This is a genomic window from Corynebacterium drakensteinense, assembly GCF_041224285.1.
GTDB lineage: Bacteria > Actinomycetota > Actinomycetes > Mycobacteriales > Mycobacteriaceae > Corynebacterium.
In genome coordinates, this window is the sequence record NZ_JAXOFP010000008.1 from 94,093 (window position 1) to 120,568 (window position 26,476).

Below are 26,476 nucleotides of genomic sequence, written 5' to 3' on the forward strand. Positions count from 1 at the left end.
TCGTGCTACGGCGCTTGTAGTGTCAGCTGAGGGGCCGCCGGAGACGGCGGAACGTTGTCGCGGTCCAGCAACCACGATGCGATCTGGTGGAACAGCGGCCCGGCGCTACCGCCACCCCCGCCGCCTTCGAGGACTCCGCGATTTGGCTCATCCAACATGATGGCAACGACAAACCGTGGGTCGTCCACGGGTGCGATTCCGGCGAACGTGATCCAATACGCAGAGTTCGAATACGCACCGGTGTTGGGATCAACTTTCTGTGCCGTGCCGGTTTTCGCGCTGATGTTGTAGCCCTCGATATCCGCATCTGGTGCCGTACCGTTATTGATGCCTGCCGGATCAGCTTGCACAGTTGCCCGGAACATGTCGACGACCTGAGCTGCGGTTTCTTTGCTGACCACCCGAGTTTTTTCGGGAGTTCCATCGCCGCTGGTGCTGGTGCCGTTCTCACCGGATCCGTCGCCGTTGGAATCAGCATAGTCCGCAGAATTAGCATCAGCGTTATCTGCAGTGTCGCTGCCCTTATCGCCAGCGCTACTGTCACGTCCGTCGTCGTCACGCTTGATAATGCGCGGTTCCACCCGCTCGCCGCCGTTGGCCAGAGTCTGGAAAACTGAGGCCATCTGCAGCGTCGTCCAGGACATGCCCTGCCCGATCGGTAGGTTGGCGAAGGTCGATCCCGACCATTGCTCACGCGGCGGGCGCAAACCGGAGGATTCATTCGGCAGCTCGATGCCAGTGGTATCGCCGATGCCGAATTTGTTGAGGTACTCGTCGAATTTATCCTGGCCCAATTTGTCTGCGAGCTGCAGCGTGCCGACGTTCGATGACTTACCGAAGATACCGGCGGTGGTATACGGCAACGGCCCGTGTGGCCACGCATCGTTCACGGTGACATCTGCGACCTGGATGGAAGCCGGCACCGTGTGTACCTCATCCGGGGTGGTGATGCCCTCTTCCAGCGCTGCAGCAGCGGTGATGATCTTGGCGACGGAACCTGGCTCATAAGGGAACGAAATCGACCGGTTGTCAAAGTGCTTGCCATCTTCGAGCTGTTGCGCGATATCGCCATTCGGGTCGATGGTATCGGTATTTGCCATCGCCAAAACTTCGCCGGTGGTGGCATCCAGGACGACGGCTTCTGCCGATTCCGCCAACGAATTTCGCTTGGCTTGTTCCAGTTGCTGTTGTACGAAGGTCTGCAGGTCGAGATCGAGAGTCAGCTCAATATTTTTGCCATCGACAGCGGGAGTCTCGTCGCGCAAAGTACCGGGGATGACCTGACCATTGGTGGAGACATCTTCCGTAGACCGGCCGTTAATACCGGATAGTTGAGAATCTCGCGAGGCTTCTAAACCAAACTGTCCGCTGCCATCCATCGACACGCGGCCGACGACGTTTTCTGCGATCGACCCGTTCGGATACTGGCGAATGTCTTGGTGGTCTGCTGCAACCCCATGGAAACGCTCCGAGATTTCGGCGGCAACATCCGGGTCAACGTTGCGCACCAGCACCTCATATTGGGTATCGGCGCGCAGTTTATCCAGCAGATCCTTCGATTTCAGATCTGTCTCGTCGTCCGTGGCATCCTCAATCATCTTCGGGATTTCCCGCGACATTTCTTTTAAGGTCGCGGCCACGTACTCGTCTTTTTCTTCGTCGCTCAAGCGTTCGTCGGCTTCCAACTGCGCCTGTTCCCGAAGTTCTTTGCGCAGAGTCGTCGGTGAGACTGTCAACGACCGAGCTTGCATGGTGTAGGCAATCTGTTTGCCTTCGCGGTCTAACACCGCACCACGGCGCGCCGGATCAACATAGATGCGGGCGCGCTGATCTTCGGCGCGCGCAGAAAGATCCGGCCCCCAAACGACCTGCACCCATGCCAGGCGGCCTACCAAAGCCAGGGAAAAAACCAGCAGTAATGCCGCGATCAAGCGCAAACGCTTGTGCATAAGAAAGCGTTGGGCCTGATGCGGGGTGCGTGGAGACTTCGGGCGCGCCGAACCATGGGGATCGCGCGGTGCAGAAGATGTCACGGTGGAGATGTCACCTTCCTAGCTAGCGTAAATTGGGCTGGTACGGCGCCTGTAGTGAAGCCTCGTCGTTATTTGGCGCGCCCGGCTGTTCGGGCTCAGTGTTGCGCTCCGGGTTCGCGTCGTGCTCACCGGCACCAGCGTCGGCGCCAGCAGCGGCTCCGGCACCAGGTTGTGCGCCTTCACCGACTTCTGCGGCAGCGCTCTCTGGCGATTGCGGAGCTCCGGCTTGCGGATATGGGATGCCGCGACGACCTTCCGGAATCGATTCCAGCCGCTCACGCAGCTCACCGATGCCATCAGGGTCACTAGAAGCTTGCCCCGGACGAACAGGTTCACCGTTGACATCAATAATAGGACGAGTTTCTGCCGAAGCCGGGCGATCTTCGACAATGTCGCCATTTTCTTCCCGACGCAAAATTCCCGGGTTCGCCGGAATTTCTAGACCTTCTTCCACCGCATGGCCTGCAATCTCTGCTGCAGAGCGCACGTTTTCCAGGTCCCGGTGCAACGTTTCCAACTCGTTGTTGAGCTGACTTTCTTCTGCGGTGAGCGCTTGCACACGGAACGTTTGTTGCGTGGCGACACCAGAAAGCCAGATCGCAAACACAATACCGCCGATCATCATGACTATTGCCACGATCGACAAGCGTGCGCGCGTGGTGACGCGCTTGACTGGGTTGACCCGACGGCCACGCACGCTCACAACTTGTTGCGAGCCGAGACGACGCGGGCCGCGTCCTGCCTGGGTGGATTTTTGCCGGGTTGCTGGATCTGCCGGCTGGGCATAATTAGCGCCGCGATAATTCTGTGCTGCAGAGCTGCCCGCAGCACCAACTCGGCTGCGGCTGGCAGCCCCGCGAGTAGCCCTGGTGTATTCCGCGCGTCGCGGCATCGTGGCAGTGGCATTCGCTGTAGCAGTCCGGCTTGCACCGCGCTGACGTTCTTCAGTGCTGGTGTACATCTCTAGTCACGACCTTCCCGGTCGACCGCACCGGCGGTCTGTTGATCTTGCAGCTTTTCCACGGCACGCACCCGCACCGACGCGGCTCGCGGATTCTCCGCGATTTCTTCTTCACTGGCTTGTTCAGCCCCGCGAGTTATCACCCGAAACTCCGCGGCGGTGCCGGGTAGATCCATCGGCAGGCCCGCCGGCGTTGTGGACTGCGAAATATCGCGGAAGTGTTTTTTCACCAGGCGATCTTCCAAGGACTGATAACTCATGAATACCGCTCGCCCGCCATCACGCAGCATGCCGGTGATCATGGGCAGCGCGCTGTCTATCGCTGCTAGCTCCTGGTTCACCTCAATGCGCAGCGCCTGAAAAGTGCGCTTTGCTGGGTGTCCCCCGCTGCGCCGAGCTGGCGCTGGGATCGTGTTATAGAGCAAGTCGACGAGACGCTGCGACGTACTGAATGGTTGTTTATCGCGCTCGCGCAGGACGGCAGAAGCGATTTTGCCGGCAAATTTCTCATCTCCATACATTTTCAGCACACGTGCGAGATCGCCATGCGAATAGGTGTTGAGAATATCTGCCGCCGTGATTGGCCCTGTGGTGTCCATGCGCATATCCAGTGGCGCGTCAGCCCGGTAGGCGAAGCCGCGGTCCAACTGATCAAGCTGCATCGATGACACACCAAGATCAAACAAGGCGCCGGAAACGCCGTGAGCAGATGCGTCGTCAAGGATTTCTGCGTTGCCTGCGTATGCGGCAGCAGATGCAGGCACGTCCACGGTATCTGCAGTATCTGCCGAGAGTATGTTTGCTAATTCATCGAAGCGGCATTGCACCGCGCAAAAGCGGTCTGCGTATGGCGCAAGGCGCTGAGTTGCGGATTGCAGTGCAGCGGGATCTCGATCTACCCCAATCACCCGTACTTGTGGGAACTGCTGCAAAAAATACTCGGTGTGTCCGCCCGCCCCGAGGGTGCCGTCGACCAAGATTCCGGTCCCGCCCGAAGCTGCAACAGCTGGGGCGAGAAGTTCTGCCATCCGCTCGCGCATCACGGGGACGTGTCCGTGGCGAACTGCCTCTGGAGTTGATTCATCTGCAGTGGTATCTGTTTCTGCAGGTCCGGTTGGGTTCGCCATGGCTAGTATCCTCCCCTCGCGCGAAAAGTTTCGTGATGGTGGGGTGCATATAGGGCTCTGTTTGAGGCAGGTTTCTGATGTCGGGGAAGTACACCAGAGGCATCCGCCTCAAACAGAGTCCTTATACGCACTCCGTGCGCCGCCTTAGAGAAGGCCAGCCAGCACTTCGTCAGCGTCGGCTGCAGAGTAGGCAGCCTCGGTCTGTTCTTGGTATGCGGCCCAGGACTCTTTGTCCCAGATTTCGAGAAAATCCACGGAACCGACAACCACGCATTCCTTCGACAGGTTTGCGTACTCGCGGTGCGCTGCTGACAGCGTGATACGACCATTTCCGTCGGGACGCTGCTCATCCGCACTTGCTGCCAAGTTACGAATAAACGCGCGAGCCTCCGGGTTGGTGCGTGAGACCGTTGCCGCTTTACGTGCGCGAGCAGCGAACTCTTCCCGGGGATAAACCGCCAAAGAGTGGTCTTGCCCCTTCGTCACCATCAGCCCACCAGCTAATTCGTCGCGGAATTTCGCCGGTAGCGTCAGACGCCCTTTGTCATCGAGCTTGGGAGTGTACGTGCCGAGAAACATTCTCGGTGACCTCCTGTCGCTCAACGCCTCCGGTACACGGTTTTTCTCATGCCGTTGGTTCGGCTAGACCCACTCTACCCCACTTTCCCCCACAATCAACCTTAAACATCGCACCATTTTCCATATCGATTAGACATAAAAACCATTTACGCAGGTAGATGGCCAGAAAATCGGTGGGGAAAATTCCCTAAATTCTTCATACAGCAAGCTCTTGCACATCCCGTCATTGCTGGTCACCACCGGAAACTGCACGCCCACAAGAGCGCACCGCATGCAGAACACCAGCATTATGCAGCAGCGTGGGGCAAAGTGGGGACAACAGGCCACGTAGAGGCGTGGAGACCGCGTAGAGGCGTGGAGACCGAGTGCGGGCAACAGAAAGCCCCATGGCGATCTTCTTGATCACCATGGGGCGAAGCTAAGCGCAGATAGCTCTATTTCTCGTCGAAGCGGGAACGGAAGCGTTCTTCCATCTTATCGCCCAACGTCCGCTTTCCATTGTTGCGCGAGGCCGTCGAATTCTTCGATGTTGCGGATTTTGATGCGGACGATGAGGAAGCAGCATTAGACAGCGAAGCGGCAGAAAGTTGGCTGCCGGTTTTGTTCCCACCGCGCAGCATCCACACTCCGGCGCCAAACATGATCAAGAAACCAACGATGCTGATGGCTATGTACCACAGGCTGAATTGTGCTGCCGCCGCGCCGCCGATGACGGCAACCAAGCCAACAACTGCTAGCGCTACACCGCGGAGTGTTATTCCCCCGCCCTCACCAAAACCAGTAAAGGATGAGTCCTCTTCAGACACAGAGGAACCAAATTTTGGATCCTCAGCGAGCAATGACTCCTCAATTTCACGGAGTGCTTGCTGTTCTTGTTCTGACAGCGCCACGGTGGTCCCTCCTGGTTGGGCGGTTGACATTCCCTGCGGCTTAGCGGCAAGACACAGGGACGTTTAGTTCCAGCACGAATCGGTCTGTCCATCACCGAACAGCCAGACCTTACTGGCCCCGGCCGTCTGCAATATCTTGACTTTCCTTTTCGGCTTTCTAACTAGTTAACGCCCAGACTATCGCTAAAGTTCCCGCAATTGCTACTTTTCTTGCACTCGGCCCTATTTCCTACGCTCGAGCTCTAGGTGCTGCCAGCAGACTAAGCCGCATCGTACTGCTCTGGCACCGCAACGGAGACTTCCGCGCGTAATTCTTCTACTAATTTCAGCAGGGCATGGACTTGCAACTGCGAAACCTCGGGGTTGAATCCCAAACCGATTTCCCGACTTAAACGTGAATATGGCTGAAAAAGTTGCGCCCACTGCTCGCCGGATTTGTTCACCAAAGCTAGCTGCTCCCAAGCGCTGGCGGGTTTGCGTCGACGTTTATCCACCGGAGAAACCGCCACCCGCGCTCCTGCCAACCGAAGCCCGGCCCAATAGGCAAACTCGAGCGCCTGCTGTGCATCGCCACTGCGTAGTTTGTTGCGCGCTTCGACAACCAACGACGCTGCAGCCTCCAGGAGTTTGTAGTAACGCCCAATCGCAGCACCGTCTACGCGCAAGGCAGCAGCAACCCGACCTACAGGCTTTTTTGCTGCACGCGATTTCGCCCGCGCCACACCGCCAGTATGGTTAAATTTAGTCGTCGCAGAAATTACGTGTGCCATGGTCACCAACCTCGCTCAAGCTCATAGTTTTCGGTGCTGTCAATCTGTTGCACATAAGACTATGAACCGATACTCACACTCACCCACGCCGATCCAAATATTTGTTCGAAAGATTGCTCATTTCTCGCATGAAGATTGAATACCGCCGTTTAAGCCCCCAGGAATTTTCCCTGCTGGCGCCGGATTTGGTGAGCATCTACCTCGACGCAATGGACTATCCACGAACCATTGCCAGCAGCCGCGTGAACGCCTGGCGCCGTGATATCTTCCACCCCGGGTTCACCGCAATCATCGCAACCGTCGGCGACACCATCATCGGAGTGGCCTATGGATTCCTCGGCTACCGCGGTTATTGGTGGGATAACCACCTTCGTGCGTTTTTAGCCAGGGCAGGCAGCACCGAAAAACACCGCGAGAAACTCGCCAGTTACGTCGAATTGGCAGAACTACATGTCTTGCCACAAATGCAGGGCCATGGCGTCGGCAAGCAGCTGCTTTTACAACTGGCGTGGAATCTTCCGGCACAGTACCTCTTGCTGTCCACCCCAGAGGTCGCCAACGAAGCCAATCGGGCATTTGGCTTGTACCGTTCGTTGGGCTTTGGCGACGTCGCCAGGCACGTGCACTATCCAGGTGACCGGCGGCCATACGCGATTTTGGCTGCCCCGCTGCCGCTTGCGGCGTCTGCCAGCCAGTAGGCTCACTGGTAGTAGTTAACTAGAATTGCGGTAACCAGGCACGAACTACGTTGAGCAACGCGCCACACGTGTTGCCTGCTGCCTGTTGCCGTGTGCCCCAACCATCCCCGCAAGGACAATCCGTGGTATTCGAATCGCGCGCCCATAGTGAGCCGTTTCTCGCTCTCGACGAGCTTCCCGCCGCTGTACAACGAGCGCTAGAAAGCTTTTTTGCACAACGCCGCCGGGAACTCGACAGTATCGGCGAGCCAGTTGTCCAAGCGATCGAGTACTTAGAACGTTTCGTGCTCGATGGCGGCAAGCGCATCCGTCCGCTTTATCTTTGGGCCGGTTTTTGGGCTGCAGCCGCACAAAACGACGCCACAGCCGCACGCGAGAGCACCCAAAATGACGGCACCGAAGACCACGCTGCCGTGATCCGGGCTGCCGCTGCGCTCGAACTCATCCAGGCGTGCGCGCTCATCCACGACGATATCCTGGATGCCTCCGAAACCCGGCGGGGTAAACCAGCGGTACACCGCCAAATCGCTCATACCCACGGGGATCTCGATTTGGAAGGCGATTCCAGTCATTTTGGGGTCTCTATCGCCATTTTGCTGGGAGATATGGCTCTGGCGTGGGCAGACGACCTCTTCCACGGGGCCGGGATTAGCCCGCAAGCGTTGCTGCGCGCGCAACAGCCCTGGCACGGGATGCGGCAAGAAGTCATCGGCGGACAGATGCTCGATATTTCTTTAGAGGCGCGCGCCGACGAATCCCGCAGTCTGGCGGCGAATGTGAATCGCTTTAAAACGGCCGCCTACACCATCGAGCGCCCATTGCATTTGGGTGCCGCGATCGGAGGCGGATCTGACGAGCTCATTGCCGCCTTCCGTGGGTATGGCCGCGATATCGGGATCGCTTTCCAGCTGCGCGATGACTTGCTTGGCGTCTTCGGCGACCCAGATGTCACTGGTAAGCCGGCCGGAGACGATTTGCGTGAAGGCAAACGCACCGAGCTCGTAGCACTTACCCTGACCAGGGCTGATGCTACTGATCCCGCCGCCGCCAATGAGCTACGCCGCATGCTGGGTAACACCGCAGATACCGCAGATATTAACCGCATGCGCGAGATCATCACCAACTCCGGTGCAGTGGACGAGATTGAATCTCATATCAGTCGGCTACGTGATTCTGGTTTGGCGTATCTGCGCCAGGTGGAGCTTGCCGACGACGTCCGCAACAATTTGGAAGCGCTAGCAATCAAGGCGACGAGGCGTAAAAGCTAATGACGATAGTCGACGATGACGCAACGCGGCCCCGCCAGAAACCATCGGCAAAACCAGACGACGAGCACCCCACCACGCGCATTCGCATCCCACACCCATTGTGGCTTGGACTAGCCGCGACTGTGCTGCTGACGTTGTCGTCATTCGGTGCAGGTGCCGCGCGCAACCGCGGAGGCATTCTGGAGGCACTCGGGTGGAGTTTTCTCAGCTTCGGGCACGCGCGCGGTATCGCCAGCGTGGTGTATTGGGTGGCGCTGTTCCTTTTGGTGTTTGCGTGGGCACTGTTGGGCCGGCAACTCGTCGTCAAGCGCACCCGCGCTGACAAACAAGCGTCCGTTGACACCCGCGCAGAGACTCGACGCGTGCGCACTCACATTCTGGCGTGGGTGGCTCCGCTCTTATTAGCGGGTCCGCTCGCGTCGCGCGATGTGTATTCGTACCTGATGCAGGGTGCGATGCTGCGCGACGGTTTCGACCCGTATAACGATGGCGCCGCTGTCAACCCCGGGCCGTACCTATTGGAGGTCTCGCACGATTGGCGCAACACCACCACGCCGTATGGCCCGCTGCATTTGTGGACAGGCGAGATCATCACCAGCATTGTTGGCGACAACGTCACCGCAGGCATCATCGCCTATAAGTTGTTGTCGGTGCTCGGCTTCGCTGGCATCGTCTATGCCATCCCACGCATCGCGCAGATTTTGGGTGGCAACCCCGCGCTAGCGTTGTGGATGGGTGCGGCCAACCCGGTGATGATTCTGCATTTGATCGGCGGCATGCATAACGAGTCTGTCATGGTCGGGTTAGTCTCGTTGGGCCTTTTGCTGGCGTTGCGGAAACGTTTTCTGCTCGGCATCGCCTTGATCGCCGTCGCGGTATCGCTGAAAGCAACCGCAGGTATTGCCCTGCCGTTCGTCGTATGGATGATGCTGCGGCACTACACCGCACGGCATGATCCGCTAGCCAAACGCATCCTTGGACTGGGTGTTACCGGTGCCGTGGCAGTAGCAGAAACCATCGCCGTTATCGCAGCGGTCACGCTGGCTTCAGGTTCATCGTGGGGTTGGCTGACTGAGATAACTGGTAACTCAAAGGTCGTCAACCCTTTAGCACTGCCAACGCTGGTCACCGACTTCCTAGTCGGTGGTGTACTGGGGCTGGCGGATATTTCTTTGACCTACAACCAGGTGCTGACCCTCACGCGAAGCGCAGGCTCACTGCTCATGCTCGCCGGGTTGGTTATCGCCTGGTTGGTGTTCCGGAAACACCAGCGCGCAGCTGTCCACGGGATTGTTGCCGCCTATTCGGTCGCTTTCGTCGCGAATTCCGTGACCTTGCCATGGTACTACGCATCGCTAGTTTCGTTAGTCGGTGTGGCGCGGCCGCCGATGTGGGTGTGGAAATTCGCCACCGGCGCCTCGGTTTTTATCGCAGTGGGCTTTGCCGCGGGCGGTAACCACCAGTTCTACAACCTGGTGTGGGTACTCGCGACGGCAGCCGTGGCCTGGGCTCTGACCGTGCTGGTGTTTCCGCTGAGTGCGCGCGTGCCGTATCCGGCAGAAAATACCAGCGAGCACGTAGCCGCCGCTAACAGCGCTGTTGCCGCGGCGGAGGCCGACTCTACAAAGCCAGCGCCTGGGCGCGACGAATAACCTCCCGCGCGAGGTGACCGTGCAGCCCGTCAATCGGGCGCCCCGGCAGCGTCTCATCAACGGTAAACAGGTGGTGGAAAATCTCGTCGTTGCTGAAGCCGCCGTCGGAAAGCACCGTGATCACGCCAGCGACGTGCTTGTTAATCGCGTCTTTATCGTTGAAAAAGGCCGCGGGCACGTACCGTTTACCGCCGAGCTCCACAGCAATCACGCGCTTGGCCGACAGCAGATCGTGCACGCGGGTAATCCGCAGACCGAGCTTGTCAGCAACTTCTGGCAAACTCAGCAGTTTTTCGTCGGCAAGCAAGTGGGCAAGCGATTGTTCACGCGACTGGTTCTCGTTATCTTTCACGACCACTACTCTACTACCCACGCCATCACGGCAGCCTGCACGCTATACACACTTGCTGCGGCTTATCAGTCATACTGGAGACCATGACTAGGCTGGCTCACGGCGAGATACTCGAATCCCGTTACCGCATCGACCGCGCAATCGCACGCGGTGGGATGTCCACGGTCTATCGTTGCCTTGATCTGCGGTTGGGACGGGCAGTCGCAGCGAAAGTCATGGACGGCGATTATCTCGACGATCCAATCTCGCGCGACCGCTTCACCCGCGAAGCCCGCGCCATGGCACAGTTGCGGCACCCGAATGTGCTCAGCGTCTATGATTTTTCCTCCGCTGGTGAACACATCTTTTTGATCACCGAACTGATCACAGGAGGAACGCTGGGCGAACTGCTGGCCGAAACCGGCCCCCTCGATGCAGCAACAGCGTCGGTCATGCTGCGATCCGTGCTGCAGGGATTGGCGGTTGCCCACGACAAGGGCCTGGTGCACCGCGATATTAAGCCGCACAATGTGCTTATCGACGCCGACGGCAGCATCAAGCTCGCCGATTTCGGTCTGGTGCGTGCAATGAATAATCCGCAGAAAACCTCGAACCAAATCGTCGGCACTGTGTCCTATATTTCCCCGGAGCAAGTCGACGGCACCCGCATCACCCCAGCCACCGACGTGTATTCCGCCGGCATCGTGCTCTTCGAGTTGCTCACCGGCAAGGTTCCCTTCGTCGGCGAGACTTCGCTGGGTCGTGCTCTGGCCCGCTTGCATAACGACGTGCCTGCGCCCTCCGACCTGATTGACGGCATTCCCCCACTGTTTGATGCGTTGGTCGCTTCCGCCACGACCCGCAACCCGGACGAGCGTTTCCGCGATGCCCGCGAGTTTTTAGATGCGCTTGACGACGTCGCCAACGAGCTGCACCTGCCGCATGTCGCAGTGCCCGTCCCGGAAAATGCGGCTGCTCACCGCGCGGCGGTGGATACTCCATTCGCGGATTCTCCGCTGCCCGAAGCGACCGCCCAATTGCCGCTGGATGATGCTGAACCGAGTCCACGTGAGGGCTCCAGCCCAGACGCAGAGGCAACGCACACCGACACAGGTGACGGCGAATACGCTGGCGAAGATATCTCCTCTCCCGTACCTGCCCCGGGACCGAACGAAACCCGCTTAGAAGGCCCGTATCACCCGCAGTCAGCTGCGGGTGAAATGCAACCAAATCCGCCACAACCACCGGCTGCGGCAAGCCATGCGCCAAAAGAAAAACCACTCAGCAACCGCTCCATCGTGAAGCTGTTGCTGGTGGTTATAACGATGGCTGTGACCACCGGAGCGGTGGCCGTGGCTAGCTGGTGGTTCGGCTCCGGAGGCTACGGCTATATGCCGGAGCTATGGCGCTAGTTACGCAACATCTCTGCGACCAAGAACGCCAGCTCAAGCGATTGCCGGGTGTTCAAACGCGGATCTACCTTGGATTCATAGCGACCAGGCAGGTCGACATCCGTGATGTCCTCGGCACCACCCAAGCATTCAGTGACATCCTCACCGGTCAACTCAATATGAATTCCGCCGGGGTGCGTGCCCAAGGCACGGTGAACCTCGAAGAAGCCTTGGACTTCATCAATGATTTTGTCGAAGTGACGCGTCTTGTAGCCGTTCGATGAGGTAAACGTGTTGCCGTGCATCGGGTCGGACTGCCATACGACTTTGTGTCCAGCTTCTTCCACGGCTTTGATGACGCCAGGCAGCACGCTGCGCACCTTGTCGTATCCCATGCGTGCGACGAAAGTCAGCCGACCAGGTTCCTTATTCGGATCCAGTTTTTCGGCATAGGCCACGGCTTCTTCCGGGGTAATCGACGGCCCAATCTTCAACCCAATGGGGTTGGCGATCAAGGCACAGAAGTTAACGTGGAAATCATCCAAACCGCGTGTACGCTCGCCAATCCACACTTGATGTGCCGACAAGTCGTACAACTTGGTCTCGTCATTTTCGTCTTTGCCCAGACGCAGCATGCCGCGCTCATAATCAACGAGCAGTGCCTCATGCGAGCAGTAAATATCTGCTGTTTTCAGCACATCGTCGTTGACGCCGCAGGCATCCATGAAGCGCAGACCACGGGAGATCTCATTCGCAAGCGCCTGGTAACGCGCACCAGCAGACGAGGTTGCCACGAATTCACGGTTCCACTCGTTCAAACGGTGCAGGTCAGCTGTACCCGACGAGGTTAACGAACGCACCAAGTTCATCGCTGCAGACGAGTTAGCGTAGGCGCGAATCATGCGGGCTGGGTCGTGGCGGCGTGCCTCTTCTGTCGGCTCGACGCCATTCACGATGTCACCACGATAGTTAAGCAGGCCATTCGCGTCACGGTCTGCCGACCGAGGTTTCGCGTACTGTCCGGCGATACGCGCGAGCTTAACCACTGGTGTGGATGCGCCGTAGGTCAGCACCACCGCCATTTGCAACAGGGTTTTGATATTGCCGCGGATATGCGGCTCAGTGTTGGTTTCAAATGATTCCGCACAGTCACCACCTTGCAGCAAAAAGGCACCGCCATTGGCAACCTGTGCCAACTGCGATTTCAAGCTATAAATCTCCGGCGGCAAAACGATTGGCGGGACTGACTCGAGAATCTTGCGGACGTTATCGGCTTGCGCACGATCCCACGTCGGTTGTTGATCGGCTGGACGAGCGATTACGTCTTCAAATCGCTGACGAATTCCCTCCGGCAGGGGTGGAAGATCAGGGAGCACGTCTTTGGGAATATCTACTGTCCAACTCACAATTCCATTAAAGCAGACTCAGTTGAAAACGGCTAAGATAACATTCTTGGCGCGCGATTCTCGCGATCCAACTGCACGAGGCTCTGACAGACCTTAAACTTTTCCAGATTATGCCGCGCGTCGACAAGCGCATCGTGATTGCCCTTCGGCACATCCGGCAACTTCGGCCTTCCTGCCATTTCCCAGAGTTGCTTCAGCTCATGGGTAAAACGCGGAATGTTGTGTGGCAGCCCGCTCATATCGCCCCACAGCTGTACCAGCACCACGTGGTCATACGCGCCTACCCATGCCCACAGGTCTGGGCGCCCTTCGGCAGTGATAAAACGCAGTACTTCTCGCCGGATCTGTGCGTTCGACTTCCACAGGTGCGAGCTGCGCGGGGGAAGCTTCTGCAATACGTTTTTGCGCACCCAGGAATTGGCCCGGTGCGGATCAAAGTCCGTGGACACGGCGTAATATTCCTCGCCCCGTTCGGAGACGATACCGATGGAGACTAGCTGGATAGTATTGCCGTCTTCGATAAATTCAGTGTCATAAAAATAGCGCACGAATGGTTTGCTTTCTTGTTCAGTCCGGTTCGACGTTTCGGTTCGACGGCCTGCTTAACGACGGCGACGGAGCGGCACGAACAGCAACAGCAGAATTAGCACCACAGAAACCGGGCCCACGACGGTTGCATCTACGCCGATCGATGCCAAGACCACGTAAGCGATGATGGTGAGTGTGACCGCGACCAGCCGGAAAATGGTGAGTTTATCCACGAAAGACTTCTTTCTTGGTTAGCGTGCTGCGCATTCCGCACCGATATTACTCGCGGCGACGCAGTGCCGACAATGGGGGCGGATACAGCAACCACCGCATTTTCGGGTTACGCGTGAGGTGCTTGAGAATAGCTCCTGCCGCCAGGGCTCCAAGAATCGCGCAGAAACCCCAGAAAAGCGTGTTTTCGAAGGGGAATCTGCCGAAACGGCTAATGTCGTCAAGTTCGACGTCGACAAACCAGATGCGCTGATAATGGAACATCGCCATAATGCCGAAGTGGTGCCCCACGTAAAGCGGCAGTGTGTTACGCCCCAGTTTGAGCAATACCGAGCTGACTCTCGGCAACGTCGTCAACAGAATTGAGAATACGATAGCCGCCGGCAGGGAGAACGCGTGTTGCAGCAGGCGCAGCACGAGATCTAATTCGAAGTCACCGAACGCCAGCACGCCCGGCCCATCCCAGTAGACCTCCGCAACGCGAATGACATCCCACCATTGTGCCCCGGCATAACCAATGAGATATGCAGCAAACGCCCCCACCACGACGGGCAGTCGCTTCGCATATGCTGTAAAGCGGTGAATGTACGCGGCAAAAAATGCGGCAAAAACAAATACCGGAAGATAAATCACTGACTTCGCGATCATGTGCCAGTGTTCATGAAAAGGCAGCGCCAATGCAGGTAAGGCAAATGCGGCAAGCACAGCAGCCCAGCCCGGCAATGAACGCAGCAGCCACAACACGATATTAAAAAGCGCCAGCGCATATAAGAACCAGATCATCGTCGAGCCCAAGACTAATTGCTGGAGATAATAGCTTGCCGGTGGCCACGGGGAATCGAAGTCATTCACTATGATGACCTGATACGCGGCTAGTTCCAGTGGAACCCAGATAACATAAGGGACCAGCAAAAACCACAGGCGGTTCGTGAATAATTGCGCAAAGCTGTAGCGGAAAATTTTCGCGGAAAACAGCCCACTGACCAGAAAGAATAGCGGCATGCGCAGCGGGTCTAAGAAATCATTTGTTTGTGAAAGCCAGGTATCGCGTGCCTCAGGAATTGCAAGCGATGTATGCAGGATTATCACGCCCAGAATAGATATCCCGCGGGCTATATCGGGCCATTTCAATCGCTGTTTTGCCACGATTTTCCTGCTATCTCTGCGTGAGCCCGCTTATCCGTGCTGTGGTTCGGTGCCTTCCGGGTACCCCATGCCTGCCTCCAGTGATTCCTTGACCTCCGAAGCGTAACGATCGACGTATTCCGTGCCCGTAAGCTCTGCCAGATTCTTCATGACGAAATCCGTAAACGCGCGCATGGTCTCGTGATCTTCTGGGTCGAGGCCTCGCTCCTGCGCCCACTGATGTGGAGAAATCGGTGCACCGAAACGAACCCCAACTTTTGCCGGCCGCGGAATCCACGAGCCAATAGGGTTCGCTTTCGCGGTATCGATCATCGCCACGGGAATCACGGCGATATCCGTAGACATCGCAATGCGGGCCATGCCGGTGCGCCCACGATAGACGCGTCCATCCGGGCTGCGAGTGCCCTCCGGATAAATGCCCATGATGTCTTCGCGGGCGAAGACTTCTTCTGCAGTATTGATCAAGGCATCACCTGCATCTTTAGACTTCCGATCAATCGGAACCTGCCCAACCGAAGTGAAAAAGAATCGTTGGATTGCCCCTACCACGCCGGGAGCGGTGAAGTATTCTTTCTTGGCCGGAAACGTCAGCTGCCGCGGACATACAAGCGGGAGATAAAACGAATCCATGACCGCCTGATGGTTCGAGACGAACAACGCCGGACCTTGCTTAGGTACGTACTGCATGCCCTCAGTAACTGGGCGGTTCCACAGCCGCAACCACGGACCGATCAAAATATATTTGAAAAAATGGTACCAGCCGTTATTCATCCCTTGAGCGTTCGACTTCGACACAGCTCGTATCCAGCCTTCCTAGCTAATTTCTGCCGAATCTTCAGCGTATCGTGATAAATGCGCCACACCAACCATACCCGCTGCAGAACCTAGTTTCGCAATCGAAACCTGCGGATGCGGTCTGTGAGTGGCAGCGACCATGGATTCTCCGAGTACTCTCTGTGCCGTCGGCAAAAACAAGTCGTGGTTGCCGACTACCCCACCGCCAACCACGATGAGCTCCGGATCGATGACATCGGCCACGAACGACAGCCCGATGCCAAGCCACTGTGCAAAATCGGCGACGACCGCCTGCCCTAATGGATCTCCTTCCCGCGCTGCTGCCATGATCTGTTCACCGGTGCAGGCATTATGCAGCAAAGGACTACGACGATACTCTGGGCGCGCGTCGGCAAGCTCCAGCACGGTATCAGCAAGTGCAGTCCCTGAAGCGTAACGCTCCAGGCAGCCACGTTTGCCACAGGAACACTGCCGACCTTGCGGAACCACTGTCACGTGCCCGAATTCCGGCGCGATCCCAAAAGAGCCACGAAAAATTTCGCCGTGGTGCATAATAGTCGCGCCGATACCCGTGCCCACGGAAAAATAGACCCAGGTATCTGCTTCGCGGGCTTGTCCAAACATGTATTCTCCCCAGGCAGCTGAGTTCGCGTCGTGCTCCAATTTAACTGGGATGCCAAGGCGCTCAGTCATGATGTCCCGCACCGGCGCGTTGCGCCACGGCAAATGCGGGGCAAAACGCACCGTGGTGCAATCTGGATCAAGAAAACCGGCAACCGCGAGCCCCACGGCTTGAATTTCATGACGGTCACGCAGGGTATCAACGAGCGCTACCAGCTTGTCGACGAGAACGTCCTCGGTATTCGGAGTTAGCGTGGCCGCGCGATCAAGAATCTGACCGTTCGAATCGACGACTGCGGCACGCATATTGGTACCACCGATATCAACACCGATGGTTAAGGCGTTTAGGGCAATAGACATAACGGTGTAACTATACTCCATACGGGAATTCGTCCTCGTTCACCCGACGGCGCGACGGCGTCAACCGTGGCACCGACGATTCACCAAACTTTGACGAGGCGAGACCTCAAGGCTTACGAACCTAGGCCATCTGGGAATGACAAAACCCGCGACTGGAACAGTCGCGGGTTAGGTAGCGAAGATTGCTACAGAAGGCGTCCGCAAATATTAGTAGCGAGCGGCTCCCGTAATTGGCATAGAATCATACGGCACGACCTGAACGGGAACGCCATACGTCGAGGCATGAACTACCTTGCCGTCACCGATGTACATGCCAACGTGAGTGGTGCCTGGGTAGTAACCAATGATGTCACCTGGTTCCAACGCATTCAGCGACACACGGGTGCCGCCTGCAAGCTGCGCCTGAGACGTACGAGGAATGTTCTTACCTTGCTGCTGGAAGGCCCAGTGCATGAGGCCAGAGCAGTCAAAGGAGCTTGGACCAGCTGCACCCCAGCTGTAAGGCATACCCAAGCGGGTAAGCGCTGCCCCGGAAGCTCCAGAACCAGCCACGCTTGCCAAGGCCTCACCCGCGGCGGCGAGATCAACTGGGTTGCCGCCCGCCAATGCATCACGTTCCTCATCAGTGAGTGCATCGACACGAGCTTCGAGTTCAGCAATCTTCGTTTCTAGCTCGTCACGTTCTTGACGAAGTTTGCCACGCTGCTTTTCGAGTTGATTTTTATAAAAGATTGCTTCCTGCAACGCAGCGTTTGCCTTGTTGGCTCCACGCGCGGCGTCCTTGAGCTCACTCTGCAAACGGTCGATTTCCTGTTCTGCATCACGAGATAGCACACCCATGAACGACTGGCGATCGATCATTTCCTGTGGGCTGCCCGAGGCGATGACGGAGGTCGTCTTGTCGAGGGCAGTACCGTTGTATTGCGCTTGTGCAATCTGGTCTACGGTAGCCTGCAACTTCTCACGGGCACCAGCAGCCTGCACTGCTTTATCGCTAGCAGAAGCAGAGAGTTCATCGAGGTTCGAGACTTGCGCCTCACGCTTTTCCAAATCAGCTTCCAGGTTCTTGAGCTCCTCGTGCTTACGAGATAGCTCAAAACCGGTTTGCTCAACTTGTTCTTTGACAACTTCTACGTCGTCAGCAGAAGCAAAAGAGGGTGCGAAGACAGCGCCGCCGAAAAGAACGGTGCTAGCGGTAGCGATGGCAAGAAAGCGCTGGCGCGACCGAAAAGCATTGGAAGTCATGCGTGGTGAAACTTTCTGGGTAAAGCAATGAGACCATCGGCAATACTAGCGCTGCGCCCTGGCATTTGGCTAGTCCTGCCTAAGAATTAGAAACGAACAGCCGAGTGAATTGGCTGGAAGTGCAGCGGGCGCTCGCCCACCGGGCTGCCGGCGTTCAAAGCATCGATAATGGTGCCGTGGCCCGTGTAGATACCTACGTGAGAAGCGCCACCGTAGTAGGCAATGATGTCGCCTGGCTGCAGGGCATCGAGGGAAACACGAGTGCCACCGGCTGCCTGGGCTTGCGAAGTGCGCGGAATGTTGATGCCAGCCTGCTGGTAGGCCCAGCTAGTCAGACCCGAGCAGTCGAAGGAGTTCGGGCCGGCAGCACCCCAGGCGTATGGGCTACCCACTGCAGAGCGCGCTGCGTCGACGATTTGCTGCCCCTTCGACGCAACGGCGTTGTGGGCTGCCTGTACCGGGTTAGCCTGTGGAGCTGGGGCCGGAGCGTGGCCCTGCAGGTCGTTGATGAATTGCTCTGCACCTGGAATGTTTTCGACACCTGGTACGTCAACCGTGTAGTTGGTGTTCGGGATGGTGAACTCAGCAGCAGAGGCCATGCCTGGCGCCATTGCTGTCGATCCAATGACAGCGGCAGATGCTGCAACTACGCGACGCTTGGTGGACGTGTTCTGCTTACGGTGTTTAGCCACGAAATCTTCTCCGAATCCGGTTGAGGTATGCACTACAGTTTTCGTAGTTTGTCTTGCAGGACGGCGGCCCGGGACAGGTCGATATCTCGGCCGCAACTGAATGTCTCGACTAGGTTACGAAATGGCAACAAACGTTGTCGAATCAGTTCGCAAAATAAACGCCGTTACCGTCTTGTTATCTAGCCGTTGCAAGAAAGTCATGAACTGAACCCACCTGCAGCCAGCAACTACAGCAACCATAATTAAAAGACTATAACTGCAGGTCACAACTAGAAAAGAACGGCATAACATAGCACCAACACTTCACTTCTAATCCTTCGAGAGCCAGGTGAAAAGACGAAAAATACACTGATGTGAGATATAGCACATCTCAGTTTTGGCGCCGCGAAATTGCCTCAATATTCACACACGGAACACTGAAAGGCGGCCAACTAGAAAAACCACCTGGCTACATTCTCGAAGATAAAACTTCAAATGGCGTCAACACCAACAGCATGCGAAATGCGGCGAGCGGTGTACGTATTAGCCCAACGTGACGACGAAACCATGAACTATAAGCCGAGCATTGTGGCTAAGGAGGATTACTGTACAGACACACAAAAGCCCGGTCTAGATAATCTAGAACCGGGCTTGAGAAAAAGTGGCAGGAAACCCCGCACACTATTTCATAGTGGCCTCATATTGGCCTTAGTCAAGGTACCCCCTACGGCGATCGGCTTCACGATTGGCTTCATTCAGACGACGTAGCATTTCGGCTTCTTCGTCGTGATTGTCATGTTCAATCTTCCGCTTACGCGCTTGGACGTCCTCTGGATCCGGGCTGAAGACGCCGGAGGCATTCGGATCGGCATAACCGAGCTGGTTAAGGCGCTTAGGTACGGCTGCACCAGCGTATTCCAACGGAATCGGGTGGCCATGCTCGTCGACAGGACCGAGTGGCTGGTGGACCTCGATGAAAGCACCATTTGGCAACTGCTTGATCGTACCGGTTTCAATGCCGTGTTCCAGGACTTCGCGGTCGGATCGCTGCAGCGATACACAGATGCGGTAGGTCAGGAAGTACACCAGTGCGGGCAGAATGACCAAGCCAATGCGTCCGAACCAGGTCATCGCGTTCAACGAAATGTTGAAGAAGTGTGCAACGTGGTCGTTACCGCCAGAGATGGTGACCAGCAGGAAGAATGTAATGGCCATTGCGCCGATAGCAGTACGGGCAGGAACGTCACGTGGGCGCTGCAGCAAGTTGTGATGAGCATCGTCGCCAGTGGCCTTCTTTTCCAAGAATGGGTAAGCGAACAGCAGGACAACCATCACACCACACATTAGGGCAACCCAGAAAGCCGATGGAATGGTCTTTCCGCCAATGTATAGCTCCCATGCAGGCATAACACGTGCTACGCCGTCAGTCCACAGCATGTATACGTCAGGCTGAGAACCTGCAGAAACCTGTGAAGGGTTGTATGGGCCGATGGTCCAGAAGCCGTTAATGGTCAGCAGTCCAGCCATCAGGGCCAACACACCGGCAACGATCAAGCCCATACCAATTGCCTTGGTCGCAAAGACCGGCATAATGCGCACACCGACAACGTTGTTCTCCGTGCGTCCCGGACCAGGCAATTGGGTGTGCTTCTGGTACCAGACGAGCATCAGGTGGGCAGCGATCAATGCGAGGATAATTCCCGGAATGATCAGGACGTGCAGAATGTAGAAACGGTCCAGCATCAACTCAGATGGGAAGTCACCGTCGAAGATCGCCCAGTGGATCCAGGTACCCAGGATTGGAACACCCAGAATAATTGCCGACATGATTCGCAGACCGACACCAGACAGAAGGTCATCTGGCAGGGAGTAGCCCATGAATCCCTCAACCATGCCGAGCATGATCAACGCACAACCAATGATCCAGTTGGCCTCACGTGGGCGACGGAATGCACCGGTGAAGAAAACACGCAGCATGTGCGCGACCATGGCCATCATGAACATCAGTGCAGCCCAGTGGTGCATCTGACGAACGAAAAGTCCACCGCGTACTTCAAAGGAGATATCGAGTGCCGTTGCATACGCGCGCGACATTTCGACACCGTTCAGCGGTAAGTAACCGCCGTCATAAATCACTTTAGTAATCGATGGGTCGAAGAAGAGGGTGAGGTAAACGCCGGTCAACAGCAAAATGATGAAGCTGTAGAGAGCGATCTCACCCAGCATGAATGACCAGTGCGTTGGAAAGACTTTGTTGATCTGGGTGCGCACCATCCCGGAGATGGTATAGCGCGAATCAACGTTGTCAGCTATTTGTCCGAGTTTATTGCTCATTAGGATTCACGCTCCCAGAAAGCCGGGCCAACTGGCTCGATGAAGTTACCGCGAGCGATGAGGTAGCCCTCTTCGTCAACGGTGATGGGCAACTGTGGCAAGGCACGGGCCGCAGGTCCGAAGACTGGCTTTGCATATTGCATAGCGTCGAACTGCGACTGGTGGCACGGGCACAGGATACGGTTGGTCTGTGCTTCGAAAAGCGAGGTCGGGCAACCGACGTGCGTACAAATCTTGGAGTACGCGTAGTAGTCGCCATAGTGGAAGTCTTCTTGGTTCTCCCGCTCGACGACTGCTTGCGCGTCGTCATGGCGAAGGCGGATCAGCATCACGGCGTTACGTGGGCCGTGAATCGAGTGCATGTGGTTCTCGTAGACATCACGTTGTGGATCGTAACGATCGCCATCGTTGACGTCATCTTCGGCCAACGGGAAAACGGTCTCCATTGCCGCTGCCGAAAGATCTTCCGGACGCACGCGAACCAAGCGAGAAACACCTTGGGTCTCCCAGTGGTTGCCGGACTGTCCTTCGTGGTGTTCGGCGATGGCCCCGGTATCACGGGCAAGGTAAAGCTTGACGCCTTTATCGTGAAGCGTCCAGCCTGAAGTCCACAGAGTTCCGTCGCCGTTATAGTTCACTTCGTGGCGAACCGTCCATGGGTTACGGATAGCTCCGCCCAACGGCGCGATCACGACCAAGCCGGCGAGAATACCGGCACCGCCAAGCAGACCCTGCAATGCTTTACGCCGACCCAGGGTCGAAGTCTGCCATGCGTCGTTAAGCAGTGCGGTGACGGTTTGGCGATCAACTTCGTCCGACCGGCCATCGTGACGATTTTGTACCGCAATTTCTTCCGGCACCATCTTTTTCACGATCATGACGACGCCGATCCCGAGTGCCAGAATGGCGATACCGGAGGTAAGACCAAGCAATGGGGTGTATGCAGCGTGCAGGTATTGCCCTGCGTCACCATGACCCCGATATTCCCAAGGCCAGAAAAGGTAGACGCCTAGGAACGCGAGGGCTGCAACAATTGCTACGCCAAAGAAGATTCCTACCGAGATTGAGGCCCGTTTTTCTGCAGGATCGTTTTCGACGGGGAAACGCTCTTTGCGGTACGCAACGGTGACCTCGTCAAGCTCGGTACCAAGTTGAGCAAGCTCATCTTGGCTCATTCCCCGGAGTTCTTGTTCCGTGTATTTCTTTTTCTCGTTCGACATTAGGTTCGCGATCCAATCCACATAGCTGCACCAACCAGTGCGGTGATACCGATGATCCACATGGCAAGGCCTTCAGCAACTGGGCCAAGGCCACCGACGGACCAACCACCAGACGACGGCGACTCCTTCGAATCCTTAATGAACGCGATGATGTCTGCCTTTTCGTCGTGGGTAAGTTGACGCTCGGAGAACTTCGGCATGTTCTGCGGCCCGGTAAGCATCGCTTGGTAAATTTCCTGCTCATTGGCAGGATCCAATGGCGGTGCATATTTACCCGAAGACAGCGCGCCACCACGACCGGTGAAGTTGTGGCAGGAGGCACAGTTCATACGGAACAATTCCGAACCACGGGCTACGTCTTCTGAGTGAATCTGGCCATCGTAAGAAGAACCGCGAAGCTCCTCCATGGCAATGGTGCCGTCCTCGTTATAAACCAAGTCAGGCCCGCCACCATTCGCGGCGACATATGCGGCCAACGCCAATGTTTGCTGTTCTGTATAACGAGGAGTCTTACGCTCAGCCTGAGCATCGTTGGACATCATCGGCATACGACCTGAGTGAACCTGAAAGTAAACCGAGCCCTGGCCGACACCAATCAGCGACGGTCCTCGATCTGGAACGCCTTGCAGGTTGGCGCCGTGGCACGTGATGCAGGCTACTTCATAGATGTCTTTGCCTTCTTGAATCAGTGCCTGGTCGTCGCGCTGTGCCGTAGCGACCTGAGCGTCCGGGGTCAGAGCACTTGCCAAAATGCCAGCGCCAGTGAGACCCACGGACAATGCAGCGGCACCGGCGAGCGTCCGGCGCAGCTTACGTTTGCGGCGCAGTGCGCTCGCTTTGCCAGCAGCAGAGGTCTCCTGCTGTGGCGCTGTGTTCGGGTTGGAATCCATCATTTCCCTTAAGTTTGTCGAGAACGGAAAGTGAAGGGCTGTAGGCCGTGGTACGGCGAGCTACGGCCTACTGAACGAGGTAGATAACGATGAAAACGCCAATCCAGATGACGTCAACGAAGTGCCAGTAGTACGACACTGCCATCGCTGCAGTTGCCTGAGCCGGTGTAAATTTCGACTTCCAGACTCTGGCCAAGATGACGCAAAAGGCAATCAAGCCTGCAGTCACGTGAAGCATGTGGAACCCGGTAATGATGTAAAACACCGAGCCAAATACACTAGCTTGAATTGTCACGCCATGGTGAATCATTTCGTAGTACTCGAATGCGACCATGCCCAGGAAAACAACTCCCAAGGCAATGGTGATCGTATACCAAAGCCGGAGCTTGTATACATCACCTTTTTCGGCCGCAAATACACCGAACTGAGAAGTAACCGACGAAGTAATCAGGATGGCCGTAATGATCAGACCGTAAACCACGTTAAGGTGGTCCGTCTGTTCACTCCAGTCCCCTGCTTGCCCGTTAGCACGCGATGTAAACCACATCGCGAACAGTCCGGCGAAGAACATCAATTCCTGCGACAGGAACACAATCGTGCCGACGCTGACCATATTAGGGCGGTTCAGCGACACGACACGCTGTGGTGCTGTCATTCCTGGGTTAGTTACTGCGCTCGTCACGTTCATTAGTATGCACCGTAGTTTCGCTAATTTCATCTCGTTTCTTGGCTGTTTTCCCAGGTCACATTAAGGCCAGTTTTTGGCAAAACACCAAACGGGGGTAGCTAAAATATCGAAACAAATTCGGGAACTTTTCAGCTTGAAATACGACTAACTTAAGCAGCAGGTCAACGACGGTAAATCCCCCTTTCCGTGTTGCCGCAACTACGTCAACATGCAGCGAAATTACTCAAATCGGGGGTAAGCACCGCCCGTTTCATCAACAGAATGTGGGGCAACTCACATCTAGATTTTTTCGAATTTACCTTTGATCCAACTTTAGTTTGCCCCTATATTTGCGTCATCGAATGCACGATTAAAACGACACGGAACTGTCGCCATCTTTTCGTCACTCGACGTTAAGATAGACGCATTAGTTATCATGGGCCACTTGTCTTTTGACTGGACGCCGCAGTTCAATTCAAGCTTTTCGCAATCCTTTAACACAGTTTGGCTTTTCCACTGCTGGCCTGGCAGCGCAGCGGTCACGACACAAGACATAGACTCCCCACCGAGCGATTCACAGCGCAGGGATGCACAAAACCCCCACCTCCTGCGGTTGGAGAGATGGGGGTGGCACCAAGAAAATCGTACAGGCGTTTGTTTAGTGCTTTTCCTTCGGAAGCCCGTACTGCAGGCTCAGCATCGTGCATGCCCAGATGAGCATGATTCCACCGACAAGAATCAGCCAGTAGTACAAGAAAATGACACCGAGACCAAAAACAAAGATCGAAATTGACATCCAGAACGGCCACATCGAGCCCGGCGAGAAGAAACCGAGAACTCCGGCCGAGTCGGAAATTTCAGCCTCTTCCCAATCCTCCGGAAGCACGTCGGCTCGTGATTCAGTCAGGTGGAGGTAAACGCCGAGCATGATCGCCATCAAAGAAGAAAGCAATAGCGGGAGGCCGCCAGCCCAGTCATACCGGTGCTGCCAGGCGTCGTCTGCAATCCAGACGGTACCGAAGACATAAACCACTCCCGAGATGCCGAGAAAGATGGCGATTGCGTAAAACAGTTTCGCACTAGCGCGCATGTCTGTGTTCTCCTTTGGCTTTACAGAGCGGTGTTAGGGTCCGCTGCGTTGTCGCCATCGGCGGTTTCACGAGCGGAGTTAAATGGCTTGGTCGAAGTAGCGTATGGAGCCTCGCCGATAGCAGCCAATGCTTCCGAGTTCGGAGCATCAGGGTTTGCCATGCGGAATTCCATGTAGTCAGCGAAAGCCTCTGGCGAAACTGCGCGGATCTCGAAGTTCATCATCGCGTGGTACGTACCGCACATTTCAGCACAGCGTCCGACGAATGCACCTTCTTCTTGAATTTCTTCAATTTGGAATGCACGTTCTTGCTGGTTGGCCTCAGGGTTGGAGTAAACGTCACGCTTGAACAAAAACTCTGGAACCCAGAAGCCGTGGGACACGTCGCCCGAAGCAAGACGGAATTCGATTGCGGTGTTGGTAGGCAGAACCAGTACCGGAATTTCATCCGTAGTACCCAACGTCTCAATCTCGTTGTAGTTCAGGTACGTGTTGTCGCCAGCGGACTTTCCGTGGATCGGGTTGGCGTTGTCCAGTTCTTCTGGATCATGCTGCGAACGCTCGGCAATCGCGGTGCGCTCTTCGTCTTCGCCGTCGTAGTCTTGTCCATCCGGGGTGAAGTTTCCGCCCACCTCGGCGTAGCCGAACTTCCAGTTCCACTGGAAAGCGGTGACATCCACGGCAACCTCAGGGTCTTTATCGTTCGCGACGACCTTCTGCTGCACCTGGACAGTAAAGAAGAACAGTGCCATAACGATGATGACCGGGATAATAGTCAGCACCAGTTCAACTGGAACGTTGTACTGCAACTGACGTGGGAATTCCCCGCGCCCCGTCTTCTTTGCACGCTTGGCACTCCAACGGAAGATGGCGACCAAGAACAGCGCCCACATGATGATGCCGATAAACCAGGCCAAGATCCAGATCCAGATCCAGAAGTTAAACATGGCGTTCGCCTCGGGCGTAACACCCTCTGGCCAGCCCATGTGTAGGAAATTAGAAGCCGCAGCTGGCGGTTCGACATCACAAGCGGCCAATCCGACCGTTGCGAGACCCAAGACGCCACCAAGGCCCAATTTCCGGCTCAAGCTGCGTTCATTACGCTGTCCCACGTGTGTTCTGCCTTTCTTTGCACACAATTGACTGCCTACTTTTATAAGCATTCCTACTTAAGCAGCATAACTCAAATGCGTCATGTTCTTATCAGCTTTGCGTAATCATCTTTCCAGCTCGCCCCTTGTCAGCACGCTTACAGACTCTATCCGCGACAAATTTTTGCCCTATACGCAGCACACAGGGTTCGACGTTGGGTTTACGCGAGTTTTTCTTTCTTAATGATATATCCAAATCGCACCTATTATGTTAGCCAGCTCACAAACAACTTTCGCGATATCATCCCAAAGTTTCACTCCCTTTGAGGTAAACGGATTAGCCTAGTAGCAGATTCGCTTCGGTCTACTCGAGCGAGTACACAAATCTCCGAGTGACAGGCCGGAAGTGATTAGCCGCCTTTACACAACTGGCCGTAAAGTAGTGCTGGCAAAATAATCATCCGGAGGAGAATTAATCAAT

General features: G+C 56.1%; 25 protein-coding genes. 4 read left to right on the forward strand and 21 right to left on the reverse strand.

Annotated features, from left to right (window positions below; all coding sequences use genetic code 11):
* Positions 1–5: 5 nt before the first annotated feature.
* The 6 genes from U1140_RS06300 to U1140_RS06325 form a co-directional block, all read right to left on the reverse strand.
* Entirely contained in the window at positions 6–1,949 is a 1,944-nt protein-coding gene (locus U1140_RS06300) for a peptidoglycan D,D-transpeptidase FtsI family protein (protein WP_369846713.1), read from the reverse strand.
* Positions 1,950–2,055: 106 nt separating this feature from the next.
* A complete protein-coding gene (gene ftsL, locus U1140_RS06305) occupies positions 2,056–2,994 on the reverse strand; it encodes a cell division protein FtsL (protein WP_369846685.1) in 939 nt (312 codons plus the stop codon).
* A gap of 2 nt (positions 2,995–2,996) precedes the next feature.
* Positions 2,997–4,034 (reverse strand): 16S rRNA (cytosine(1402)-N(4))-methyltransferase RsmH, encoded by a 1,038-nt coding sequence (gene rsmH, locus U1140_RS06310; RefSeq protein ID WP_369846714.1) that lies wholly within the window; start codon positions 4,032–4,034, stop codon positions 2,997–2,999.
* Positions 4,035–4,265: 231 nt separating this feature from the next.
* A complete protein-coding gene (gene mraZ / locus U1140_RS06315) occupies positions 4,266–4,700 on the reverse strand; it encodes a division/cell wall cluster transcriptional repressor MraZ (protein WP_018120494.1) in 435 nt (144 codons plus the stop codon).
* A 434-nt stretch (positions 4,701–5,134) separates the two neighbouring features.
* Positions 5,135–5,590 (reverse strand): DUF3040 domain-containing protein, encoded by a 456-nt coding sequence (locus U1140_RS06320; RefSeq protein ID WP_369846686.1) that lies wholly within the window; start codon positions 5,588–5,590, stop codon positions 5,135–5,137.
* A 260-nt stretch (positions 5,591–5,850) separates the two neighbouring features.
* A complete protein-coding gene (locus tag U1140_RS06325) occupies positions 5,851–6,360 on the reverse strand; it encodes an SAV_6107 family HEPN domain-containing protein (protein ID WP_369846687.1) in 510 nt (169 codons plus the stop codon).
* A gap of 128 nt (positions 6,361–6,488) precedes the next feature.
* On the opposite strand from U1140_RS06325, the gene U1140_RS06330 reads away from it, so the two are divergent.
* The 3 genes from U1140_RS06330 (at position 6,489) to U1140_RS06340 (ending at position 9,978) form a co-directional block, all read left to right on the forward strand.
* Positions 6,489–7,058, forward strand: a complete 570-nt coding sequence (locus tag U1140_RS06330) for a GNAT family N-acetyltransferase (RefSeq protein ID WP_369846688.1) — start codon at positions 6,489–6,491, stop codon at positions 7,056–7,058.
* A gap of 122 nt (positions 7,059–7,180) precedes the next feature.
* A complete protein-coding gene (locus U1140_RS06335) occupies positions 7,181–8,326 on the forward strand; it encodes a polyprenyl synthetase family protein (protein WP_369846689.1) in 1,146 nt (381 codons plus the stop codon).
* Positions 8,326–9,978, forward strand: a complete 1,653-nt coding sequence (locus tag U1140_RS06340; protein WP_369846690.1) for an alpha-(1->6)-mannopyranosyltransferase A — start codon at positions 8,326–8,328, stop codon at positions 9,976–9,978. Before U1140_RS06335 ends, U1140_RS06340 begins: the two co-directional genes overlap by 1 nt.
* Here U1140_RS06340 and U1140_RS06345 read toward each other — a convergent pair.
* The gene (locus U1140_RS06345; RefSeq protein WP_369846691.1) at positions 9,947–10,330 is read right to left on the reverse strand and encodes an Rv2175c family DNA-binding protein; all 384 of its coding nucleotides are present in this window, start codon (positions 10,328–10,330) and stop codon (positions 9,947–9,949) included. The two genes, U1140_RS06340 and U1140_RS06345, sit on opposite strands and share 32 nt — an antisense overlap.
* Positions 10,331–10,413: 83 nt before the next feature.
* Between U1140_RS06345 and U1140_RS06350 the strand changes: the two genes are divergently transcribed.
* On the forward strand, positions 10,414–11,721 hold the full coding sequence (locus U1140_RS06350) for a protein kinase domain-containing protein (RefSeq protein ID WP_369846692.1): 1,308 nt from the start codon (positions 10,414–10,416) through the stop codon (positions 11,719–11,721).
* Here the strand turns inward: U1140_RS06350 and U1140_RS06355 are convergent.
* The 14 genes from U1140_RS06355 to ctaC form a co-directional block, all read right to left on the reverse strand.
* Positions 11,718–13,106 (reverse strand): class II 3-deoxy-7-phosphoheptulonate synthase, encoded by a 1,389-nt coding sequence (locus U1140_RS06355; RefSeq protein WP_369846693.1) that lies wholly within the window; start codon positions 13,104–13,106, stop codon positions 11,718–11,720. The genes U1140_RS06350 and U1140_RS06355 overlap by 4 nt on opposite strands.
* 32 nt (positions 13,107–13,138) lie before the next feature.
* Positions 13,139–13,654, reverse strand: coding sequence for a polyadenylate-specific 3'-exoribonuclease AS (locus U1140_RS06360; RefSeq protein ID WP_369846694.1), 516 nt, complete (start codon positions 13,652–13,654; stop codon positions 13,139–13,141).
* Positions 13,655–13,708: 54 nt separating this feature from the next.
* Complete coding sequence (locus U1140_RS06365; RefSeq protein ID WP_369846696.1) at positions 13,709–13,867, reverse strand: hypothetical protein; 159 nt, start codon at positions 13,865–13,867, stop codon at positions 13,709–13,711.
* A 46-nt stretch (positions 13,868–13,913) separates the two neighbouring features.
* On the reverse strand, positions 13,914–15,011 hold the full coding sequence (locus tag U1140_RS06370; protein WP_369846697.1) for an acyltransferase family protein: 1,098 nt from the start codon (positions 15,009–15,011) through the stop codon (positions 13,914–13,916).
* A gap of 30 nt (positions 15,012–15,041) precedes the next feature.
* A complete protein-coding gene (locus U1140_RS06375; protein WP_369846715.1) occupies positions 15,042–15,782 on the reverse strand; it encodes a lysophospholipid acyltransferase family protein in 741 nt (246 codons plus the stop codon).
* 42 nt (positions 15,783–15,824) lie between these two features.
* Positions 15,825–16,787, reverse strand: a complete 963-nt coding sequence (locus U1140_RS06380; RefSeq protein ID WP_369846698.1) for an ROK family protein — start codon at positions 16,785–16,787, stop codon at positions 15,825–15,827.
* Between the two features lie 207 nt (positions 16,788–16,994).
* A complete protein-coding gene (locus U1140_RS06385) occupies positions 16,995–18,032 on the reverse strand; it encodes an NlpC/P60 family protein (protein WP_369846699.1) in 1,038 nt (345 codons plus the stop codon).
* Between the two features lie 86 nt (positions 18,033–18,118).
* Positions 18,119–18,724 (reverse strand): C40 family peptidase, encoded by a 606-nt coding sequence (locus U1140_RS06390; protein WP_369846716.1) that lies wholly within the window; start codon positions 18,722–18,724, stop codon positions 18,119–18,121.
* Between the two features lie 687 nt (positions 18,725–19,411).
* Positions 19,412–21,037: a cytochrome bc1 complex cytochrome b subunit gene (qcrB, locus tag U1140_RS06395; protein WP_369846700.1), complete on the reverse strand. Its 1,626-nt coding sequence runs from the start codon at positions 21,035–21,037 to the stop codon at positions 19,412–19,414.
* Complete coding sequence (gene qcrA, locus U1140_RS06400; protein ID WP_369846701.1) at positions 21,037–22,257, reverse strand: cytochrome bc1 complex Rieske iron-sulfur subunit; 1,221 nt, start codon at positions 22,255–22,257, stop codon at positions 21,037–21,039. The genes qcrB and qcrA overlap by 1 nt, the downstream gene beginning before the upstream one ends.
* Positions 22,257–23,150, reverse strand: a complete 894-nt coding sequence (gene qcrC, locus U1140_RS06405; RefSeq protein WP_369846702.1) for a cytochrome bc1 complex diheme cytochrome c subunit — start codon at positions 23,148–23,150, stop codon at positions 22,257–22,259. The genes qcrA and qcrC overlap by 1 nt, the downstream gene beginning before the upstream one ends.
* Before the next feature lie 64 nt (positions 23,151–23,214).
* Positions 23,215–23,829: an aa3-type cytochrome oxidase subunit III gene (gene ctaE, locus U1140_RS06410; RefSeq protein ID WP_459076888.1), complete on the reverse strand. Its 615-nt coding sequence runs from the start codon at positions 23,827–23,829 to the stop codon at positions 23,215–23,217.
* A gap of 643 nt (positions 23,830–24,472) precedes the next feature.
* A complete protein-coding gene (gene ctaF / locus U1140_RS06415; protein WP_369846704.1) occupies positions 24,473–24,904 on the reverse strand; it encodes an aa3-type cytochrome oxidase subunit IV in 432 nt (143 codons plus the stop codon).
* 20 nt (positions 24,905–24,924) lie between these two features.
* The gene (gene ctaC, locus U1140_RS06420; protein ID WP_369846705.1) at positions 24,925–26,016 is read right to left on the reverse strand and encodes an aa3-type cytochrome oxidase subunit II; all 1,092 of its coding nucleotides are present in this window, start codon (positions 26,014–26,016) and stop codon (positions 24,925–24,927) included.
* Positions 26,017–26,476: the final 460 nt, after the last annotated feature.

What these genes read in the sequence shown, in the direction of transcription:
- U1140_RS06300 (WP_369846713.1), bottom strand. Translation starts at nt 1,949, where the DNA reads ATGCACAAGCGTTTGCGCTTGATCGCGGCATTACTGCTGGTTTTTTCC.
- ftsL (WP_369846685.1), bottom strand. Translation starts at nt 2,994, where the DNA reads ATGTACACCAGCACTGAAGAACGTCAGCGCGGTGCAAGCCGGACTGCT.
- rsmH (WP_369846714.1), bottom strand. Translation starts at nt 4,034, where the DNA reads ATGCGCGAGCGGATGGCAGAACTTCTCGCCCCAGCTGTTGCAGCTTCG.
- mraZ (WP_018120494.1), bottom strand. Translation starts at nt 4,700, where the DNA reads ATGTTTCTCGGCACGTACACTCCCAAGCTCGATGACAAAGGGCGTCTG.
- U1140_RS06325 (WP_369846687.1), bottom strand. Translation starts at nt 6,360, where the DNA reads ATGGCACACGTAATTTCTGCGACGACTAAATTTAACCATACTGGCGGT.
- U1140_RS06330 (WP_369846688.1), top strand. Translation starts at nt 6,489, where the DNA reads ATGAAGATTGAATACCGCCGTTTAAGCCCCCAGGAATTTTCCCTGCTG.
- U1140_RS06340 (WP_369846690.1), top strand. Translation starts at nt 8,326, where the DNA reads ATGACGATAGTCGACGATGACGCAACGCGGCCCCGCCAGAAACCATCG.
- U1140_RS06350 (WP_369846692.1), top strand. Translation starts at nt 10,414, where the DNA reads ATGACTAGGCTGGCTCACGGCGAGATACTCGAATCCCGTTACCGCATC.
- U1140_RS06375 (WP_369846715.1), bottom strand. Translation starts at nt 15,782, where the DNA reads ATGAATAACGGCTGGTACCATTTTTTCAAATATATTTTGATCGGTCCG.
- U1140_RS06380 (WP_369846698.1), bottom strand. Translation starts at nt 16,787, where the DNA reads ATGTCTATTGCCCTAAACGCCTTAACCATCGGTGTTGATATCGGTGGT.
- U1140_RS06385 (WP_369846699.1), bottom strand. Translation starts at nt 18,032, where the DNA reads ATGACTTCCAATGCTTTTCGGTCGCGCCAGCGCTTTCTTGCCATCGCT.
- qcrB (WP_369846700.1), bottom strand. Translation starts at nt 21,037, where the DNA reads ATGAGCAATAAACTCGGACAAATAGCTGACAACGTTGATTCGCGCTAT.
- qcrA (WP_369846701.1), bottom strand. Translation starts at nt 22,257, where the DNA reads ATGTCGAACGAGAAAAAGAAATACACGGAACAAGAACTCCGGGGAATG.
- qcrC (WP_369846702.1), bottom strand. Translation starts at nt 23,150, where the DNA reads ATGATGGATTCCAACCCGAACACAGCGCCACAGCAGGAGACCTCTGCT.
- ctaF (WP_369846704.1), bottom strand. Translation starts at nt 24,904, where the DNA reads ATGCGCGCTAGTGCGAAACTGTTTTACGCAATCGCCATCTTTCTCGGC.